This is a genomic window from Massilia sp. 01N417, assembly GCF_056399645.1.
Map to the genome: position 1 here is coordinate 236,230 of NZ_JBFTRS010000002.1, position 17,368 is coordinate 253,597.

At 66.9% G+C, this 17,368-nt stretch carries 21 protein-coding genes and 2 tRNA genes; 9 read left to right on the plus strand and 14 right to left on the minus strand.

Features of this window, described 5'->3' with window-relative positions; translation table 11 throughout:
• Positions 1-26 precede the first annotated feature (26 nt).
• The 5 genes from AC1DOQ_RS03160 to AC1DOQ_RS03180 are packed head-to-tail and all read right to left on the minus strand — an operon-like array spanning position 27 to position 4,307.
• Positions 27-860: a Rossmann-like and DUF2520 domain-containing protein gene (locus AC1DOQ_RS03160; RefSeq protein WP_477360201.1), complete on the minus strand. Its 834-nt coding sequence runs from the start codon at positions 858-860 to the stop codon at positions 27-29.
• Positions 860-1,438 carry a DUF924 family protein gene (locus AC1DOQ_RS03165; RefSeq protein ID WP_477360203.1) on the minus strand — a complete coding sequence of 193 codons (579 nt, stop codon included), beginning with the start codon at positions 1,436-1,438 and terminating at the stop codon, positions 860-862. The genes AC1DOQ_RS03160 and AC1DOQ_RS03165 overlap by 1 nt, the downstream gene beginning before the upstream one ends.
• Positions 1,439-1,451: 13 nt before the next feature.
• Complete coding sequence (locus AC1DOQ_RS03170) at positions 1,452-2,195, minus strand: MgtC/SapB family protein (protein WP_477360423.1); 744 nt, start codon at positions 2,193-2,195, stop codon at positions 1,452-1,454.
• Positions 2,196-2,221: 26 nt separating this feature from the next.
• The gene (locus AC1DOQ_RS03175) at positions 2,222-2,488 is read right to left on the minus strand and encodes a hypothetical protein (RefSeq protein WP_477360205.1); all 267 of its coding nucleotides are present in this window, start codon (positions 2,486-2,488) and stop codon (positions 2,222-2,224) included.
• A gap of 1 nt (position 2,489) precedes the next feature.
• Positions 2,490-4,307, minus strand: a complete 1,818-nt coding sequence (locus AC1DOQ_RS03180; protein WP_477360207.1) for an aminopeptidase P family protein — start codon at positions 4,305-4,307, stop codon at positions 2,490-2,492.
• Between the two features lie 184 nt (positions 4,308-4,491).
• Here AC1DOQ_RS03180 and AC1DOQ_RS03185 point away from each other — a divergent pair, with 184 nt between their 5' ends.
• Entirely contained in the window at positions 4,492-5,100 is a 609-nt protein-coding gene (locus AC1DOQ_RS03185; protein WP_477360209.1) for a hypoxanthine-guanine phosphoribosyltransferase, read from the plus strand.
• Positions 5,101-5,175: 75 nt separating this feature from the next.
• Here AC1DOQ_RS03185 and AC1DOQ_RS03190 read toward each other — a convergent pair whose 3' ends face one another.
• From AC1DOQ_RS03190 to AC1DOQ_RS03205, 4 genes are all read right to left on the minus strand, one after another.
• Positions 5,176-6,132, minus strand: a complete 957-nt coding sequence (locus AC1DOQ_RS03190; protein WP_477360211.1) for an NAD(P)H-dependent flavin oxidoreductase — start codon at positions 6,130-6,132, stop codon at positions 5,176-5,178.
• Positions 6,133-6,226: 94 nt separating this feature from the next.
• Positions 6,227-7,132 (minus strand): MBL fold metallo-hydrolase, encoded by a 906-nt coding sequence (locus AC1DOQ_RS03195; protein ID WP_477360425.1) that lies wholly within the window; start codon positions 7,130-7,132, stop codon positions 6,227-6,229.
• Positions 7,132-7,323 (minus strand): DUF1289 domain-containing protein, encoded by a 192-nt coding sequence (locus AC1DOQ_RS03200; RefSeq protein ID WP_442123927.1) that lies wholly within the window; start codon positions 7,321-7,323, stop codon positions 7,132-7,134. Before AC1DOQ_RS03200 ends, AC1DOQ_RS03195 begins: the two co-directional genes overlap by 1 nt.
• Before the next feature lie 2 nt (positions 7,324-7,325).
• Complete coding sequence (locus AC1DOQ_RS03205) at positions 7,326-7,754, minus strand: thioesterase family protein (RefSeq protein WP_477360213.1); 429 nt, start codon at positions 7,752-7,754, stop codon at positions 7,326-7,328.
• 159 nt (positions 7,755-7,913) lie between these two features.
• Between AC1DOQ_RS03205 and AC1DOQ_RS03210 the strand changes: the two genes are divergently transcribed.
• The gene (locus AC1DOQ_RS03210) at positions 7,914-9,017 is read left to right on the plus strand and encodes an extracellular catalytic domain type 1 short-chain-length polyhydroxyalkanoate depolymerase (protein WP_477360215.1); all 1,104 of its coding nucleotides are present in this window, start codon (positions 7,914-7,916) and stop codon (positions 9,015-9,017) included.
• Between the two features lie 11 nt (positions 9,018-9,028).
• Here AC1DOQ_RS03210 and AC1DOQ_RS03215 read toward each other — a convergent pair whose 3' ends face one another.
• Positions 9,029-9,238, minus strand: a complete 210-nt coding sequence (locus tag AC1DOQ_RS03215) for a cysteine-rich CWC family protein (protein WP_477360217.1) — start codon at positions 9,236-9,238, stop codon at positions 9,029-9,031.
• 108 nt (positions 9,239-9,346) lie between these two features.
• Between AC1DOQ_RS03215 and argB the strand changes: the two genes are divergently transcribed.
• The 3 genes from argB (at position 9,347) to AC1DOQ_RS03230 (ending at position 10,473) form a co-directional block, all read left to right on the plus strand.
• Positions 9,347-10,276, plus strand: coding sequence for an acetylglutamate kinase (gene argB, locus AC1DOQ_RS03220; protein ID WP_197416498.1), 930 nt, complete (start codon positions 9,347-9,349; stop codon positions 10,274-10,276).
• Positions 10,277-10,318: 42 nt separating this feature from the next.
• Positions 10,319-10,393, plus strand: a tRNA-Thr gene (locus AC1DOQ_RS03225).
• A gap of 3 nt (positions 10,394-10,396) precedes the next feature.
• Positions 10,397-10,473, plus strand: a tRNA-Asp gene (locus AC1DOQ_RS03230).
• A 61-nt stretch (positions 10,474-10,534) separates the two neighbouring features.
• Here AC1DOQ_RS03230 and AC1DOQ_RS03235 read toward each other — a convergent pair.
• The gene (locus tag AC1DOQ_RS03235) at positions 10,535-11,458 is read right to left on the minus strand and encodes a TraB/GumN family protein (protein WP_477360219.1); all 924 of its coding nucleotides are present in this window, start codon (positions 11,456-11,458) and stop codon (positions 10,535-10,537) included.
• A gap of 82 nt (positions 11,459-11,540) precedes the next feature.
• Between AC1DOQ_RS03235 and AC1DOQ_RS03240 the strand changes: the two genes are divergently transcribed.
• Genes AC1DOQ_RS03240 through AC1DOQ_RS03255 form a run of 4 tightly spaced genes read left to right on the plus strand, consistent with a single transcriptional unit; the run spans position 11,541 to position 15,466 of the window.
• The gene (locus tag AC1DOQ_RS03240) at positions 11,541-12,320 is read left to right on the plus strand and encodes a pyrimidine 5'-nucleotidase (protein ID WP_477360221.1); all 780 of its coding nucleotides are present in this window, start codon (positions 11,541-11,543) and stop codon (positions 12,318-12,320) included.
• Between the two features lie 32 nt (positions 12,321-12,352).
• Complete coding sequence (gene slmA, locus AC1DOQ_RS03245; RefSeq protein WP_477360223.1) at positions 12,353-12,931, plus strand: nucleoid occlusion factor SlmA; 579 nt, start codon at positions 12,353-12,355, stop codon at positions 12,929-12,931.
• A gap of 12 nt (positions 12,932-12,943) precedes the next feature.
• Entirely contained in the window at positions 12,944-14,794 is a 1,851-nt protein-coding gene (locus AC1DOQ_RS03250) for a chorismate-binding protein (protein WP_477360225.1), read from the plus strand.
• Positions 14,795-14,833: 39 nt separating this feature from the next.
• Complete coding sequence (locus AC1DOQ_RS03255; protein WP_477360227.1) at positions 14,834-15,466, plus strand: DUF6058 family natural product biosynthesis protein; 633 nt, start codon at positions 14,834-14,836, stop codon at positions 15,464-15,466.
• Positions 15,467-15,473: 7 nt separating this feature from the next.
• On the opposite strand, the gene AC1DOQ_RS03260 is transcribed toward AC1DOQ_RS03255, so the two are convergent.
• The 3 genes from AC1DOQ_RS03260 to AC1DOQ_RS03270 are packed head-to-tail and all read right to left on the minus strand — an operon-like array spanning position 15,474 to position 17,343.
• Positions 15,474-16,064 carry a glutathione peroxidase gene (locus AC1DOQ_RS03260; protein WP_477360229.1) on the minus strand — a complete coding sequence of 197 codons (591 nt, stop codon included), beginning with the start codon at positions 16,062-16,064 and terminating at the stop codon, positions 15,474-15,476.
• A gap of 32 nt (positions 16,065-16,096) precedes the next feature.
• Entirely contained in the window at positions 16,097-16,918 is an 822-nt protein-coding gene (locus AC1DOQ_RS03265) for a PPK2 family polyphosphate kinase (RefSeq protein WP_477360231.1), read from the minus strand.
• The gene (locus AC1DOQ_RS03270) at positions 16,915-17,343 is read right to left on the minus strand and encodes a CoA-binding protein (RefSeq protein ID WP_477360233.1); all 429 of its coding nucleotides are present in this window, start codon (positions 17,341-17,343) and stop codon (positions 16,915-16,917) included. The genes AC1DOQ_RS03265 and AC1DOQ_RS03270 overlap by 4 nt, the downstream gene beginning before the upstream one ends.
• Positions 17,344-17,368 lie beyond the last annotated feature (25 nt).

Below are 17,368 nucleotides of genomic sequence, written 5' to 3' on the forward strand. Positions count from 1 at the left end.
TGAATAAGAAAAACTTATGCTTAATGTCAGGCCCGGCCGGCATGCTTGCGCCGTGCCAGGTCCCAGGTCGCGCCGGCCAGGGCTTCGTAGAGCACGCCGGTGGCCGGGTCCCAGGCCTCGACGGCGGCCTGCTGGCGCGTCACGGTGGCGGCGTCGCCGCGCGCGATCGGCCCGGACAGCGCGACCTCCGGTCCCAGCCGGAACACATTGGCCAGGGTCTCGGTGGCCAGCGGCCGCGCCAGTTCGCGCGCCACGTCCTCCGGAATCCCGGCCGCCTGGTAGGCGCGCAGGGCGGCGTCGAGCACCGTGGTGAGGTAGTTCGAGGCGAACACCGAGGCCGCGTGATACACGGTCTTGGCGCTGGCGTCGATCGCCACCACGCGCGCGCCGATGCCTGCAAAGGCCGGGTTCAGCACTGCGAGCGCAGCGGCGTCCCCTTCGACGCCGCAGAAGGTGCCGTCGAAAGCCTCGGCCACCTGGCGCGGATCGGCGAAGCTGCGCACCGGGTGCACGCTGGCGACCATGGCGCCGGCGGCGCGCAGCGGCTCCAGTTCGGTGGACGCCTTGGCGCCGCTGCAATGGAACACGACTGCGCCCTGCCAATCGCCGCGCGCAGCCAGACGGCGCGCCACGTCGCCGATGCGGTCGTCGGATACGGCCAGCATCCACACCGAAGCCGGACGCAGCGCCTCGGGCGACGCGGCGGCATGGCCGGCGCCGATGAAATCCACCGCCGCCTGCGCGCTGGCCTGCGAGCGGGTCAGCACATCCTGCACCTCGAACACGCGGCGTCGATCGAACAGGCGGCCCAGCGCGCGGCCGACGTGGCCGCCGCCGACGATGTTCAGGGTGGCTGTCATCAGAAGCGCGAACCGGGCTGGCGCAGGAATTCGATCTCCTCCGGCGTCGAAGCGCGGCCGAGGATTTCGTTACGGTGCGGGAAGCGGCCGAAGCGCGCGATCACGCCGCGGTGGCGGTGCGCATAGTCGAGCATCTCGTCGAAGCCCGGGTGTTCGGCGGCCAGGTTCGTGAACAGCTCGACCGCGCGCTCCTGCATGTACGCATCCTCGGCATGCTCGAAGGGCATGTAGACGAAGGCGCGCTGCAGGGGCGGCAGCTCCTTGTGCGCGCCGCTGTCGACCAGCTGGCGCGCGGCAGCCAGGGCCAGCGTGTCGCCGGCGAAGGACTGCGGCGTATTGCGCCAGGCATTGCGCGTGAACTGGTCGAGCACCAGCAGGCGCGCGAGCACGCCTTGCGGTCCTTCGGCATCCCATTCGCGCAGGCCGCCGGCGATGGCCTGGTCGATGGCCGTGCCGAAGCGCTGCCTGACCTGGTCGTCGAAAGCGTCGCTCTTGACGAACCATTCGCGGCGCGGTCCGCCAGCAATCTCGCTGCCGGGGGGACCGAACCAGAAATCGAGTACTTCCTGGGCTTTCATCTTGTTTTCCATATCAGTTGCGGGCGTGCGAGAGCAGGAAGCCGTCCACGCCTTCGAAGTTCGACAGTTCCGTGGCCAGCGACGACAGCGGCGCGCCGGCATGGTTGGCCAGCGCCAGCGCCACGAAGCGCCACTCCTGGCAGCCCTTGTCGCTGCCGATGGTGAGCGAACCGCCGGCGATCTCGTAGCCGCGGTCCAGGGCCTGCTTGCGCAGCACGTCTTCCTCCGGCCGCACGCCGGGCTTGAAGCGCAAGGTCACCGCCACCGCCTGGCGCGAGGGCAGCATGCTCACCGCGCGGTTCAGGTAGATCATGATCATGGCCGAGAAAAAGGCCAGGCCCATCGCCGCCATGTAGAAGCCGACGCCGACCATGATGCCGATCACCGACGAGGCCCAGATCGAAGCGGCCGTCGTAAGGCCGCTGATGTTGAAGCCCGATCGCATGATCACGCCGGCGCCGAGGAAGCCGATGCCGGTGACCACGCCCTGGATCACGCGGGTCGGATCGACCAGCGCCACCGCGGCGCCATGCCCGCCGTACCAGGAGTTCGGATAGCCGGCGATGATGGTCAGCGCGCACGAGGCCATGCACACCAGGCCATAGGTGCGCATGCCGGCCGCGCGCCCGTGATAGGAGCGCTCGTAGCCGACCATCAGGCCCAGCAGCAGCGCGCCCAGCAGGTGCAGCAGCACCAGGGCGTTGGTCAGCAGCTCGGCATCCGACCAGTAGGCCCGGATCACCTCGGACGCGGTCATCACCGGGTCGTGCACGACGCTTGGATTCAAGGCTGCTTCTTCCTCACCAGCTGCTTTTCGAAAGCGGCATCGTTCTTGGTGATGCGCTTCTCGGGCTGCGGTCCGAGGCCATCGACGAACTTCACGAAGTCGTCCAGCTCCAGCGGCGGGCACAGCGGCGGCGCGCCGGCCTTCTCGGACAGGAAGAAGTGGCCGTCACCGGTACGCGCCATCGAATAGGTGGTGGTGCCGGTGCGCCTTTTCAGGCGCTCGACGGCGGCGCTGGCGCGGGTGGAACGGACGCCGGCCGCCATCTCAGATCTCCTTCGTGCGCAGTTCGAGCCAGTCGCGCGCGGCGCCGTCGACCAGCGGCAGCAGGCGCGCACGCACGCTGCGGTGGTAGTCGTTCAGCCACGCGACCTCGTCGCCGCGCATCAGGGTCATGTCGATGCAGCGGGTGTCGATCGGGCACAGGGTCAGCGTTTCGAAGCCGAGGAATTCGCCGAATTCGGTCGTATCGGCTACCATCGCCAGCACCAGGTTCTCGATGCGGATGCCCCAGCGGCCAGGGCGGTAGATGCCCGGCTCGTTCGAGGTGATCATGCCCGGCTCGATCGCCGTGTGCGGCTCCGGCATGGCGGTCGGCGAGATCACCTGCGGGCCTTCGTGCACGTTCATGAAGTAGCCGACGCCGTGGCCGGTGCCGTGGCCGTAGTCGATGCCGGCGGCCCAGATCGGCGCGCGCGCCAGGGCGTCCAGCATCGGTCCCCTGGTACCGCGCGGGAAGCGCGCCACCGACAGGTTGATCATCCCCTTCAGCACCAGGGTGAAGTCGCGCTTCTGCGCGGCGGAAGGCGTGCCGACCGGGACCACGCGGGTGATGTCGGTGGTGCCGCCCAGGTACTGGCCGCCGGAGTCGATCAGCAGCAGGCCGTCGCCTTCGATGGTCGCGCAGTTTTCCGGCGTCGCGCGGTAGTGCATGATGGCGCCGTTGGCGTTGAAGCCGGCGATGGTGCCGAAGCTGGGGCAGACGAAGCCCGGACGGCGCGCCCGCGCGGCCGTGATCTGCTCGTCGATCATGACTTCGGTGAGCGGCGCGCGCTGCGGATCCGACAGTTGCGCTTCGAGCCCGGCGAAGAAGTCGCACAGGGCGGCGCCGTCCTGCTCCATGGTGTCGCGCACGTGGTCGGCTTCCGCCGGCAGCTTGCGCGACTTGGCGAAGGTGGTCGGGTTGATCGCTTCCACCACGCGCACGTTCGCGGGCACGGCGGCGCGCATGCCGGCGGTGACGCGGCGCGGATCGAGCAGCAGGCTGCTGTTTGCGGGCAGCGCCTGCAGGGCCTGGAACGCCTGCTCGTACGGGGCGACGCGCACGCCGTCCCGCTCGAGGCGCTCGCGCAGCGCGGCCGGGACCTTGCCCTCGGCGACGAAGATGGTGGCGCCGGACGGCTCGACCAGCGCATGGGCGACGAATACCGGGTTGTAGCTGACGTCGGCGCCGCGCAGGTTGAACAGGTAGCCGATGTCGTCCAGGGTCGAGATGAAGTGGCGCTCGGCGCCGAGGTTCGCCATCGCGTCGCGGACGGCATGCAGCTTGTCGGCGCGCGCCATGGTGGCGTACGGCGCCTCGTGTTCGTAGACCGGTTCGGGCGGCAGGCCCGGACGCTCGCGCCAGATCTCGTCCAGCAGGTCGAGGTCCGTGCGCAGACGGATGCCGCGCGCCTTCAGCGCGTCTTCCAGCAGGCGCGCCACGGCCAGGCCCAGCACGCGGGCGTCGACGGCGACGGTCTGGCCCGGCTGCATGGTCTCGGCCAGCCAGTCGATGTGCAGCAGGCTGGCGCCCGAAGGGATCTTCATCAGGCGGATCTCGGTGCCCGCCAGTTCCTGCTCGGCCTGGGTGTAGTAGCGGCCGTCGGTCCAGACGCCGGCGAAATCGCCGGTGGCGATGAAGGTGCCGACCGAGCCGGTGAAGCCCGACAGCCATTCGCGGCCCTTCCAGCGTCCGGGCAGGTACTCGGACAGGTGGGGATCGGCGGAAGGAACGATGAAGGCGTCGACCTGGTGGCGCGCCATTGCGGCGCGCAGCTGGGCAAGGCGTTCGGCGCGCTGGGCGGTAGTGTCGTTTGCTGGCATGTTGAGGATGCAGATGTGTTGTGAATTCTCCAAGCTGCGTATGATACGCCCCTCTGCCAGGATGTGGCGCAGTCGGGTCATTGCGCTGGAACATCGATGTTGCGTTCTCACTGAACCAAGAGGAACACAGCCACGGACATTCTGACGGATAATCGAAGTTGCATTCTTTTTCTCACAATAAACCATGCAAGAACAGGACTTTCACTACACCCGCGCCCGCGAACTGCTCGCCCGCGCCGAGGAACTCGTCAGCGCCGATACGGTGCAAGCCGCCGTGCGCAACGTCGCCGAGGTGCTGAACCAGCGCTTCGATACCGACGCCACCGGCGAATTCCCGCTGGTGCTGGGCGTGATGGGCGGCGCGGTAGTCTTCACCGGCCACCTGCTGCCCCAGCTGAGCTTCCCGCTCGAATTCGACTACATCCACGTGACCCGCTACGGCGACCTGGACCGCGGCGGCGAAGTCGTGTGGAAGGTGATCCCGCGCCAGAACGTGGCCGGCCGCACCATCATCGTGGTCGACGACATCCTCGACGAAGGCGAGACCCTGGCCCACGTGAAGCAGCGCCTGCTCGACATGGGCGCGGCCGAAGTGATCCTGGCCGTATTCGCCGACAAGGAACTGGGCCGCGCCAAGCCGGTGCAGGCCGATATCGTCGGACTGACCATCCCGAACAAATTCGTGGTGGGCTTCGGGATGGATGCGCATGGTTACTGGCGTAACCTGCCGGGATTGTGGGTGATTAAGGAAGAGGACAAGCAGGTGGAGGAAGAGCTACCTGCGGCCGTTTGACGTCGTTCCCGCGCAGGCGGGAATGACGTGCAAAAGCTGGCGGAAAGTCGTTTCCGGCAATGCCGGAAACGACAGTCACTTGATGCTCAAGCGCTCCCGAGCCGCCTGATACTGCGCCTTCAGCCGCTCCACCATCTCCGCCACAGTCGGCACATCATCCATCAGCCCCACACCCTGGCCCGCGCCCCAGATGTCGCGCCAGGCCTTGGCGCTGCCGGAACCAAAACTCATCTTGCTCTTGTCCGACACCGGCAGGTTCTCGGGATCCAGCCCGGCCGCCACGATCGATTTTTTCAGGTAGTTGCCGTGCACGCCGGTGAACAGGTTGGTGTACACGATGTCCGCCGCGGCGGAGTCCACGATCGCCTCGCGGTAGGCATCGCTGACGTTCGATTCCTTCGTCGCCAGCCAGCGCGAGCCGATGTAGGCGAGGTCGGCGCCCATCGCCTGGGCCGCCAGGATGGCGTCGCCGGTGGCGATCGCGCCGGACAGCGCGATCGGGCCGTCGAAGAATTTGCGCACCTCTCCCACCAGCGCGAAAGGAGACAAGGCGCCCGCATGGCCGCCGGCGCCGGCCGCGACCAGGATCAGGCCGTCGACGCCCGCCTCCAGCGCCTTCTCGGCATGGCGGATCGAGACCACGTCGTGCATCACGATGCCGCCGTAGGCGTGCACCGCGTCCAGCATCTCTTGCGGCGGCGCGCGCAGCGAGGAGATGATGATCGGCACCTGGTGCTTCACGCAGACCTCGACGTCATGCGCCAGGCGGTCGTTCGACTGGTGCACGATCTGGTTGACGGCGATCGGCCCGACCTTCTTGTCCGGATGCGCTTCCTGGTAATCGCCCAGCTCGCGCTGCAGCCCGGTCAGCCAGACGTCCAGCTGCTCGGCCGGGCGCGCGTTCAGCGCCGGGAAGGAACCGACGATGCCGGCCTTGCATTGCGCGGCGACCAGCGCGGGGCCGCTGGCGATGAACATCGGCGACGCGATGACGGGTAAGGAAAGGTCTTGCAGGACGGTAGGCAGCGCCATGGATATTCTCGCGGATGGGTTGATCGGACCAGTTTTCCGATTATAGGGTCAAAAAAGCACGATCGTGCTAGATCCTTGGCTCTAATTCCAGTGCTCAGCTGTCCAGCAGCAGCTCACCCTGCAGCCGCGCCGCGCCGGCCTTTAGCAGCGCCTGCACCGCCCAGCGCGCCAGTTCGGCGGCCGGACGCGGCAGGAAGCGCTCACGCGCCAGCACCAGCAGCGGCACGGTGTCGAACAGGGCTTCCACTCCGGCCAGCGGCATGCTGCGGCGTTCCAGCAGCAGGAATTTCAGCAGTACCTTGACGGCATTCTCGGCGTTGCGCACCGGGTCGGCAGCCAAAAAATCGAGGCGGCCGTAAGCCCGCTGCAAAGCGGCGTCGACATCGGCAAACGGCGCGCCATGGCCGGGAATGACGAGACCCGGCCGCAACGAGGCGATCAGGTCGAGCGTGGCCCCCACCTCGTCGAAGCCGGGCTCGCCCGCCAGTTCGGGAAAGATCACACCGAAGCCGTTCTGCCACAGCGCGTCGCCGGCGATCAGGATGCCCTCTTCTTCGCACCAGAACAGCAGTGCGTGCGGATCGTGGCCGGGCGCGGCCAGGGCCTGCCACTGCAAGTCTCCCATGACCAGCACGTCGCCGGGGGCGACGGTCTCGTCGACGCTGAAGCGCGCGCATTGCTGGCCGGTGGCGAGGTAGCTCAGCGCTTCCTCGTCCCAGGCCCGGACTTTATCGGCTTCGGCGACGGGAACCGCGATGCGGCAAGCGAAGGCGTCCTTCAAGGCCGCGTTGCCGCCGCAGTGATCCGAATGCAGGTGGGTGTTGACGACCCTGTCCAGCGGGCGGCCATCCAATGCGTGCCGCACCAGCGCCAGGGTTTGATCGGCATGCGTGACGTAGCCGCTGTCGACCAGGGTCGTGCCGGCGCGGCCGCTGAACAGGATGTTGTTGGCGGACAGCCAGCCGCGCTCGAACACCCGCATCGAGGCCGGCAGCCGCATCACTCGAAGAGCTGCGCTTCGCGGCGCCGGATCTCGGCCCACACGGCGCGCTTGTAGTCGTCGTCGGCGCGGCCCCAGGCGACGATCTCGTCGATGGTACGCATGCAGCCTTCGCACAGGCCGGTCGAGGGGACCATGCGGCAGATGTTGATGCAGGGGGATGGGACGGGGGTTTGCTGTTCCGGATTCATGGTCATGCTGAAGCTTTCTCGATCTTGCCCGCCAGTCTGGCATTGAAGCGCGCCGGATCGATCACGACGCGCTCATGGGTGCCTTCGCAGATGCGTTCGACGTCGTCCCAGGCTTCGACCCTGAAGCGCACGCGGCGGCCGTCGACCTCGAGGACTTCGCCCTTCACGTGCAGGGTCATGCCGGGCGGCGTCGGCGCCAGGTGCTGGAAGCTGACCATGGTGCCCAGGCTCTGTTCGTTCGGCCAGTCCATATAGGGCATCATGCCGTGCAAACAGGCAAGTTCCATCATCCCGACCATATAGCCGGTAGCGAGCACGTCCGGCATGTCGAGGCAGAATGGAGTATCGTGGTAGAGCTGAGGCACCGTAGCGCGTGCAGGTACCGTGTAGTACCACTCGAAGCGGATGCCGGGCTGAAATTCGGGACGCATGGTGGGCAGATTAACGTATCCGGACGAATCGCGCTTGACCAGGAAGCTCATGGGCGTAGAGTTCGACCCTTTGGCCCGCACAGTAAGGTTGATGCAAGTTTGCCGACCAAGACTGAGCAACACTAAAAGCGCGGCCATGGCGCCGACAAAGGAGGGCTGATGTCCCTAAGTAATAAATTGCTGGCGCAAATGCGCGCCGCGACCCGTTCCCTGATGCGCCGCGGTCCGTCCGTGGCGCGCACCGTGATGCGCGAATCGATCAAGACCGCCTCCAGCATGCACCCGGCGGCAAAACAGAAAGCGGCCTCGAATCAGATGAGCTTTGATCCCGTCTCCGACATGCTGGCCGACCTGAGCCGGATCGGCCAGTCGGTCAACCCCTTCAATGTGCCGCCGCTGTCCACCGGCGCGGCCGCGATCGGCCTGCCCGGCCACTTCATCGACGGATCGTTCACCACCGACGCCGGCACCCGCGACTACAAGCTCTACGTGCCGAGTACCTATGCCGGCCAGCCGTCTCCGCTGCTGGTGATGCTGCACGGCTGCACCCAGAATCCGGACGACTTCGCGCTCGGTACCGGCATGAACGTGCTGGCCGAGGAGTGGAATTGCCTGGTCCTGTATCCAGCCCAGTCGCAGCAGGCCAATGCCCACCGCTGCTGGAACTGGTTCAATGCGATCGACCAGAAGCGCGACCAGGGCGAGCCGTCCATCATCGCCGGGATGACGCGCGACATCATGGCGCGCTACGTTGTCGATCCACAGCAGGTGTACGTGGCCGGGCTGTCGGCCGGCGGCGCGATGTCGGCCATCATGGGCACCCTGTATCCGGAGCTGTATGCGGCGGTGGGCGTGCATTCCGGCCTGCCCTTCGCGGCCGCGCACGACCTGCCGACGGCGATGGCCGCCATGAAGGGCGATTTCCGCCGGCCGAAAGGCGGCAAGGTGCGCGAGCTGCCGATCATCGTGTTCCACGGCGACCAGGACACGACCGTGCACCCGGCGAATGGCGAAGAATTGATCCGGCGCCGGCGGCGCCATGCGGCCGAGCAGGTCGCGGTCGAGCCGGGCCAGGTACCCGACGGCCACGCCTACACGCGCACGGTGCACCGCCATCCGGACGGCACGATTCATGCGGAACACTGGCTGGTGCACGGCTTCGGCCATGCCTGGTCGGGTGGCGATGCCCGCGGCACCTATACCGACGGCAAGGGTCCGAACGCGAGCCGCGAAATGATGCGCTTCTTCCGCACCCGGCGCTGACGATGCGGGCCTTACACCTTGCCGGACGACGCTTCTTGCTGTTGCGCGATATGCTGGTGCAGGCAGGCCGGACACCAGCAGCCGGGCACGGGCTGTTCCGCGCCGGATCGGGCGACGGGAACCGGAACGACCGGCGGCAAGGCGGTGCACCAGCATGGGTCGCCGCCGCCGTCCACCATGGCGCAAGCGAAGGCGGCGCCGCAACGTGTACAAATGCTCATGGCCCCACCTTAGCCGCATGAGCCGGAAAATACAACAAGCTGCCTTTATAATGCGCACTGCGACGGGCCATTGCCTGTAAAATCTCGCAAATTCTTTTTGGACCCTCAATGAACGCTACGCTGAGCACAATGACGGGCGACGACCAGAAGAACGACCTGACTGCGGTCTCGCCGCAGATCAAGGCGCAGATCCTGGCCGAAGCACTTCCCTATATCCGCAACTTCCACGGAAAAACCATCGTCATCAAATACGGCGGCAACGCGATGACCGACGAACGCCTGAAGCACGGCTTCGCGCGCGACGTCATCCTGCTGAAGCTGGTCGGCATGAACCCGGTGGTGGTACACGGCGGCGGTCCCCAGATCGACAACGCCCTGAAAAAGATCGGCAAGCAGGGCACCTTCGTGCAAGGCATGCGCATCACCGACGAAGAGACCATGGAAGTGGTCGAGTGGGTGCTGGGCGGCGAAGTCCAGCAGGACATCGTCATGCTGATCAACCACTACGGCGGCCAGGCAGTCGGCCTGACCGGCAAGGATGGCGGCCTGATCCGCGCACGCCGCATGGCGATGCCGGACAAGGAAAAGCCGGGCGAATTCCTCGACATCGGCTTCGTCGGCGAAATCGAGGCGATCAATCCGGCCGTGGTCAAGGCCCTGCAGGACGACGCCTTCATCCCGATCATCTCGCCGATCGGCTTCGGCCAGGATGGCCAGGCCTACAACATCAATGCCGACGTCGTCGCCGGCAAGATTGCGGAAATCCTGAAGGCCGAAAAGCTGATCATGATGACCAACATCGCCGGCGTGCAGGACAAGCAGGGCAATCTGGTGACCGACCTGTCGGCGCGCGAGATCGACGAGATGTTCGCGGACGGTACGATTTCCGGCGGCATGCTGCCGAAAATCTCGTCGGCACTGGATGCCGCCAAGTCCGGCGTCAATACCGTGCACATCATCGACGGGCGCATTGAACACAGTTTGTTGCTGGAAGTCTTGACCGAACAGGCCTTTGGCACTATGATCCGGTCTCACTGAAATTTTGCAGCGGTTCAAGTCGCTGCAAAATGGAAGAACGATGCCCTTGTAGCTCAGTGGTAGAGCACTCCCTTGGTAAGGGAGAGGCCACGTGTTCAATCCACGTCAAGGGCACCATCTGGAGCGGTAGTTCAGTTGGTTAGAATACCGGCCTGTCACGCCGGGGGTCGCGGGTTCGAGCCCCGTCCGCTCCGCCAGAATCGAAGAAAGAAGGTCCGACTTGTCGGGCCTTTTTTCTTTTCCGCTTTTCTTTCTTCTTCAGTAAATCCTCTCCACCTGCGCGCCCTGCTCCCGCAACAGCGCCGTCACGCTCCCGTTTCCCAGCAGGTGCAGCACGCCGACCGCGGCAAAGGTCTTCCTTTCCTGGCGCAGCAAGTGCAGCAGGCCCTCGGCCAGGCCGGCATTGCGTTCCTTGAGCAGCACCTGGTTCACGAATTTCCCGGACACGCTGGCATCCGCATCGCAGCGCGCGGCGATCGCGTCGAGGCCGGCGCGGTCGGCGCTGCTCCAGGCCTGCACCATGGCGCGCGCTTCGCGGCGCTGGGCGCCGGAGACGATCGTGCCCATCGTCTCGTCGAGGAAGCGCCAGCGCTCGGGCTCGCCCAGGCGGTCGAGCAGCGACAGCTGGCGGTCCAGCGATTCGAGTTCGAGGATGCGGGTGCCCTTCGCGCGCGCCTGGCGCGCCAGCCAGGCCTCGCTCGACAGCTGGCTGCGGTAGCCCTGCCTGGTGTACTCGGCCATCGCCAGCAGGGTCGCCAGCAGCACCGGCTTGAAGGTCCTGGCGTTGGCGGCATCGAGTCCGCCTTCCGCAAGCAGGCGTTCGAGCAGGGCGCGGCGCTCGGGATCCATGTCCTCGTAGCCGGCGCTGCCGGGCGCCAGCATGCCGTGCTCGTGCAGGGCGCGCAGCAGTTCGCGCTGCGGCTGCGCGGGATCGATCTCGAGCGCCAGGGTGGACGACTGCGCCAGGGCCTCGGCGATGCGCGGCTCGAGCGGATAGAACTCGGGCAGGCCGACGTGCAGGGTGCCGAACAGGTGCATTTCGTGGCCGTCCAGGGTAATCCGGAACAGGGCGCCGCGCTCGGCCGCCGTCGCCGTGGGACTGGCCAGCCAGAGCAGGCCGAACAGCATGGCGAAGGATCGCCAGACAATGGCGGGGACAACACGGGACATGAGCGGAGGCATACGCGCTCCTCGTCGGCATGGATAATCGGACTTGCCATTTGATTATCAAACTGCCCGATCGGCACCCTCTGCGCATGCGCACATGCGGTGTCGATATAATGCAAGGCTGCCTCCTCTTACAAAGCTTGCCGTGCCTACTCCCTCCTCCCTCGTCTGGCTGTTCGACCTCGACAACACCCTGCACGACGCTTCCCACGCGATCTTTCCGGCAATCAGCGCCAACATGAACACCTATATCGCGCGCGTGCTCGGCGACGGCACCACGCCGGCCAGCCAGGAAGCGGTGAATGCGGCGCGGCTCGGCTACTGGAAGCGCTACGGCGCGACCCTGCTCGGCATGATCCGCCACCACCAGGTCGACGCCGCCGACTTCCTGCGCGAGACCCACGACCTGAAAGCCCTGCAGGAGATGATCCGCTGGGAACGCGGCCTGTCGCGGGTGCTGAAGCGCCTGCCCGGCCGCAAGATCCTGCTGACGAATGCGCCGACCGCGTATTCGACCGAGGTGCTGCGCCACATCGGCCTGCAGCGCCACTTCGCCCACCACATCGCGATCGAGGACATGCACGTGCACCGCCAGCTGCGCCCGAAGCCGTCGACCTTGATGCTGCGGCGGCTGCTGCGCAAGCACCGCCTGGCGCCGCAGCGCTGCGTGCTGGTCGAGGACACCCTGGTCAACCTGAAGCACGCCAAGCGGGTCGGCATGCGCACCGCCTGGGTCACGCAATACCTGCGCTACGCCGATCCGAGCGGTAAAGCCCCCCTGCCGAAAATGCTAAAACGACCCGCTTATGTCGATGTCAAAGTAAAATCCGTAGTTCAGTTGCCGGCGCACCTGCGCCGGCTGCGCTCATCGACCTGAAATCCGACCTGAATACGGAGCACCACGAGAACATGGCAAGCACCAAGCCGGGCCAACGAAAACTGCAGATCCTCCAGGCCCTGGCGGCCATGCTGGAGCACCCCAAGGGAGAGAAGATCACGACCGCAGCGCTGGCCGCGAAGCTGGCGGTATCGGAGGCGGCGCTGTACCGCCACTTCGCCAGCAAGGCGCAAATGTTCGAAGGGCTGATCGAGTTCATCGAGTCCAGCGTCTTCGGCCTGTGCAACCAGATCACGGAACGGGAAGACGACGGCGTGGCCCAGGCGCATGCGATGCTGCAGATGCTGCTCTCGTTCTCGGCGAATAATCCCGGCATGACCCGGGTACTGATCGGCGACGCCCTGGTGGGCGAGGACGAACGCCTGCAACTGCGCATGAACCAGTTCTACGACAAGGTCGAACTGGCGTTCAAGGGCGCGCTGCGGGTGGCGGTCACCCAGGGCCACGGCCGCGAGGAAGACGTGGGCGCGCGCGCCAGCCTGCTGGTGTCCTATGTGACGGGACGCTGGCACCGCTTCGCCAAGAGCGGCTTCCGCCAGCACCCGGCGGAAAACAGCACGCTGCAACTGTCGCTGCTGCTGGCCGCCTGACCGGGAGCCCGAATGGACGACGGCATCTTTGCCCTGCTCGACGACGCCAGCGCGGACGGTAATCCGCCCTCCCGCTCGCGCCTGTACCGCGACTACGCCGGCATGCTGGCCTGCCACACGGTGCAGGAATGGCCGGCGCTGCTGGCGCGCCTGCAGGAAGCGCTGGCGTCCGGCCTGTACGCGGTGCCGGTGCTGAGCTACGAGCTGGGCGAACAGCTGCTCGGCATCGTGCCGCCGGCCGCGGTCCAGGATGCGCCGCTGGCCCAGGTGCTGCTGTTCCGCGGCGTCGAGCTGCTGTCGGCGGGCGAAGTGAAGAACTGGCTGGACGAACGCGCCGGCGCCGGCGGCCCGGCCGGGATCGCCGACGTGCGCAGCAACGTCGACGAGGCGGCCTTCACCCGCGCCATCGGACGCATCCGCGACTACATCGCCGCCGGCGACACCTACCAGGTCAACTACACCTACCGCATCCGCTTCGACGCCTTCGGTTCGATCTTCGCCCTGTACGCGCGCCTGCGCGAGCGCCAGCCAGTGCCCTACGGCGCCCTGATCGCCCTGCCGGACGGCCGCGCGGTGCTGTCGCTGTCGCCGGAACTGTTCGTGCGCCACGATGCCGGCCGCCTGCTGGCGCGGCCGATGAAGGGCACGGCGCCGGCCAGCGGCGACCAGGACATCGACGCCGTGCGTTCCTCGGCGCTGGCGGCCGATCCGAAGAACCGCGCCGAGAACCTGATGATCGTCGACCTGCTGCGCAACGACCTCGGACGGATCGCGCGCACCGGCAGCGTCGGCGTGCCGGCCCTGTTCGAAGTGCGCCGCTACAGCAGCGTGCTGCAGATGACCTCGACCGTCCAGGCCCAGCTGGGCGACGGCACCGGGCTGGACGCCATCTTCGACGCGCTCTACCCCTGCGGCTCGATCACCGGCGCGCCCAAGCGCCGCACCATGGAGATCATCCACGAGCTGGAGCCGGCCCCGCGCGGCATCTATACGGGCGCACTGGGCTGGATCGATCCGCCGGCCTTCGGCGCCCACTCGGCGGCCCTGTCCGGCGCGCGCTTCGGCGACTTCTGCCTGTCCGTGCCGATCCGCACCCTGGTGCTGCAGCCCGAGCACAACGGCGTGCGCCACGGCGAACTCGGGGTCGGCGCCGGCATCGTCCACGACAGCGATCCCGCCGCCGAATATGCCGAGTGCCGGCTGAAGGCGGGCTTCCTGACCGGGCTGCCGAACGGCTTCCAGATCTTCGAAACCATGTACGCCACCCGCGAGGACGGCTGCCGCCACCTCGAGCGCCACCTGGCGCGGCTGCGGGCTTCCAGCGCCTACTTCGGCTATCCCTTCGCCGAGGAACTGGCGCGGGCCGGCGCGATCGCCGCCAGCGCCGTGCTGCCGGAACACGCCCCGCACCGCCTGCGCCTGGCGCTGCAGCCGGACGGCGAGGTCGTCGTGCAGACGGCGCCGCTGACGCCGCTGGAAGGCCCGGTCGAGGTACTGTTATCAAACGAGCCGGTCGACTCCAGCGCCCTGTTCGCGCGCCACAAGACCACCATCCGCAGCCGCTACGACGCCGCCTGGAAGCAGGCCGAAAGCGAAGGCGCCTTCGACACCCTGTTCTTCAACGAGCGCGGCGAACTGGCCGAAGGCGGCCGCAGCAGCGTGTTCGTGCGGGTCGGCGAGCGCTGGTACACGCCGCCGCTGTCGTCCGGCGTGCTGCCCGGCGTGATGCGGGCCGTGCTGCTGGACGATCCGGCCTGGAATGCGATCGAATGCCCGATCTCGCGCGAGACCCTGGAGCGCGCCCAGCAGATCGTGGTCTGCAATGCCCTGCGCGGACCGCTGCGGGCGACGATTCGGCGCTGACCGAAGCATCGTGCTGCCCGCCTGCCCTAGCATGGCGGCATGAAACTGATCGATTACCTGAACACCCATTTCCTGACCCGCGAGCAGTTGCTGGCGCGCTGCGGCATCGACGAGGGCCGTCTTGGCGAACTGCAGGAGCGCGGCATGATGCCGCGGCCCGCCTACCGCCTGCGTGTCGAGCTCTCCTGCGATTCCTTCTTCGGCCCGCACGGCGAGCAGCATGCGATCGACTGGTACCCGCAAGGTGCGCCCGCCTGGGCCGGCCTGCTGGCCGCGCTGGACGATCCGCGCCAGGCTTACGAGATCTTCGCCTCGCGCTACCGGCGCCGGCTGGCGCATCTCGGAGACGAAGGCTTGATCACGGCCGCTGAGGGCTTGGGCGGCGATGCCCACATCGCGTCGGAGTGGCGGCACTTCCTGGACGGTACCTATGGCCTGTGCACCCGCGCCGGGCTGCCGGAAGAGATCGCGGCCAAGGAGGCGGCCATCGTCCTGATCCGCGAACTGACGGCCCTGGGCGCGCAGCAAGGATTAAGCGAGGAGCAGCGCCGGCGGCTGGCGGCCGCGGTCGACCTGCTCGACCGCGTCAGCGCACCCTTCGCTCCGCACGAGGTGGCGCGCAGTTCGCGCCGCCGCTGCGTCGACGAGGTGCGCGCCGCCTGGCTGCGCTAGCGCGGGCTCAGCCGCCCAGCGCGTGCTCGATCTTCGACACCAGCGCCGGATCCTGCGGCGTCACCTTGCTCGGGAAATACTCGAGCACCTTGCCGTCACGGTCGATCAGGTACTTGTTGAAATTCCATTTCGGCTGGTTGCCGGTCGCCTTGATGAGTTCGGCGTACAGCGGATTCGCGTTCGCGCCGGTCACCTGGGTGCTGGCGAACATCGGGAATTTCACGCCATAGGTGTTGTAGCAGAGGTCGGCGATCTTCTTGGCGTCTTCCGATTCCTGCTTGAAGTCGTTCGACGGGAAGCCCAGCACCACCAGACCGCGCGCCGCGTACTTGGCGTACAGGGCTTCCAGGCCCTGGTATTGCGGGGTAAAACCGCAGTAGCTGGCCGTGTTCACCACCAGCACCACCTTGCCGGCGTACTGGCACAGGTCCTGCGGCGCCTCGTCCTGCAGGCGCTTGAAGGTGTGCTTCAGCACGGCCGGGCAGGATGCCGGGGCCGCCGCGGGCGCCGCCGCGGGGGAAGCGTTCTGGGCCTGGGCAGGCGCGGTGGCGGCAACGGCGGCGCCGAGGGAGAACAGCAGGGCGATGGTCTTGGACATGGCGGCGAGAAAAGGATTAATGAAATCCCATTCTATTCCACCTTGACCTTCGCGAGGTCGGCCTTCGGCGCCGGCCACGACAGATTCATGGCCTGCATGGTCTCCAGCAGCAAATGCGCGACGATCAGGTTGCGGTGAGTCTTGGAATCGGCCGGCACGATGTACCAGGGCGCATGGTCGATGTCGGTGGCGGCGATCGCATCCTCGTAGGCGCGCTGGTAGGCGTCCCACTGCGAACGCACGGCCAGGTCGGTCGGGTCGAACTTCCAGTGCTTCTCAGGATCGTCCAGGCGCTCCTGCAGCCGTTTCTTCTGCTCGTCCTTGGAAATGTGCAGGAAGATCTTGACCACCGTGGTGCCGGATTCCGCCAGCATGCGCTCGAAGTCGCGGATGTGGGCATAGCGGCGCTTGGTCTCCTTGCCATCGATGTCGCCCAGCACGCGCGGCACCAGCACGTCCTCGTAGTGGCTGCGGTTGAAGACCGCGATCAGTCCGTTACCGGGCACATGGGCGTGGATGCGCCACAGGAAATCGTGGGCCCGCTCGCGCTCGGTCGGGGCGTTGAAGCCGGTTGCCTGGATGCCCATGGGGCTGATCTGAGAGAACAGCGTGCGCGTCGTACCATCCTTGCCGGCGGTGTCCATGCCCTGCAGGACCAGCAGCAGTTTCTGCTTGCGGCTGGCGTACAGCATCTCCTGGAAGCGGGCCACCTGGCCGATCAACTCCTCAGTAAGCGCTCGCTCACGCTGCTTGGCGCCGCCGTTGCCGTTCTTTTCGCGCAGCGGCGTCAGGCCGGCATCCTCGTCGCGCAGCTCGAGCTTCTTCGGCGCCCGGAAGCGCTCGCGGGCGTTCATGCCTGGGCATCGAGCTTGCGGTGCTCGATCAGCATGCAGTGGTTCATGACGACCTCCAGGCCGGCGGCGCGCGCCAGGTCGGCCGCGGCCTGGTTCTCGATCCCGAGCTGCATCCACAGCACGCCGGCGCGCACGTGGATGGCGTCCTTGGCGACCGGCGGCACGTCCTCGGACTTGCGGAAGACGTCGACCACGTCGATGCGGCGGCCGTCCTTCGCCAGCGCATCGGCGGCTTCCTGCAGCGTGGCGTAGACCGGGCGGCCGAGGATTTCCTGGCCGGCGTAGGCCGGATTCACGGGCAGGATCTCGTAGCCCCGGGATTGCAGGTAGTCGGCCACTTCGTAGCTGGCGCGTTCGGGTTTGTTCGACATGCCGATCACGGCGATGGTCTTGGCGGATTTCAGGATTTGTTCGATGGTTCGCATGCAGGGCTCGCTATGTTATTGTCGC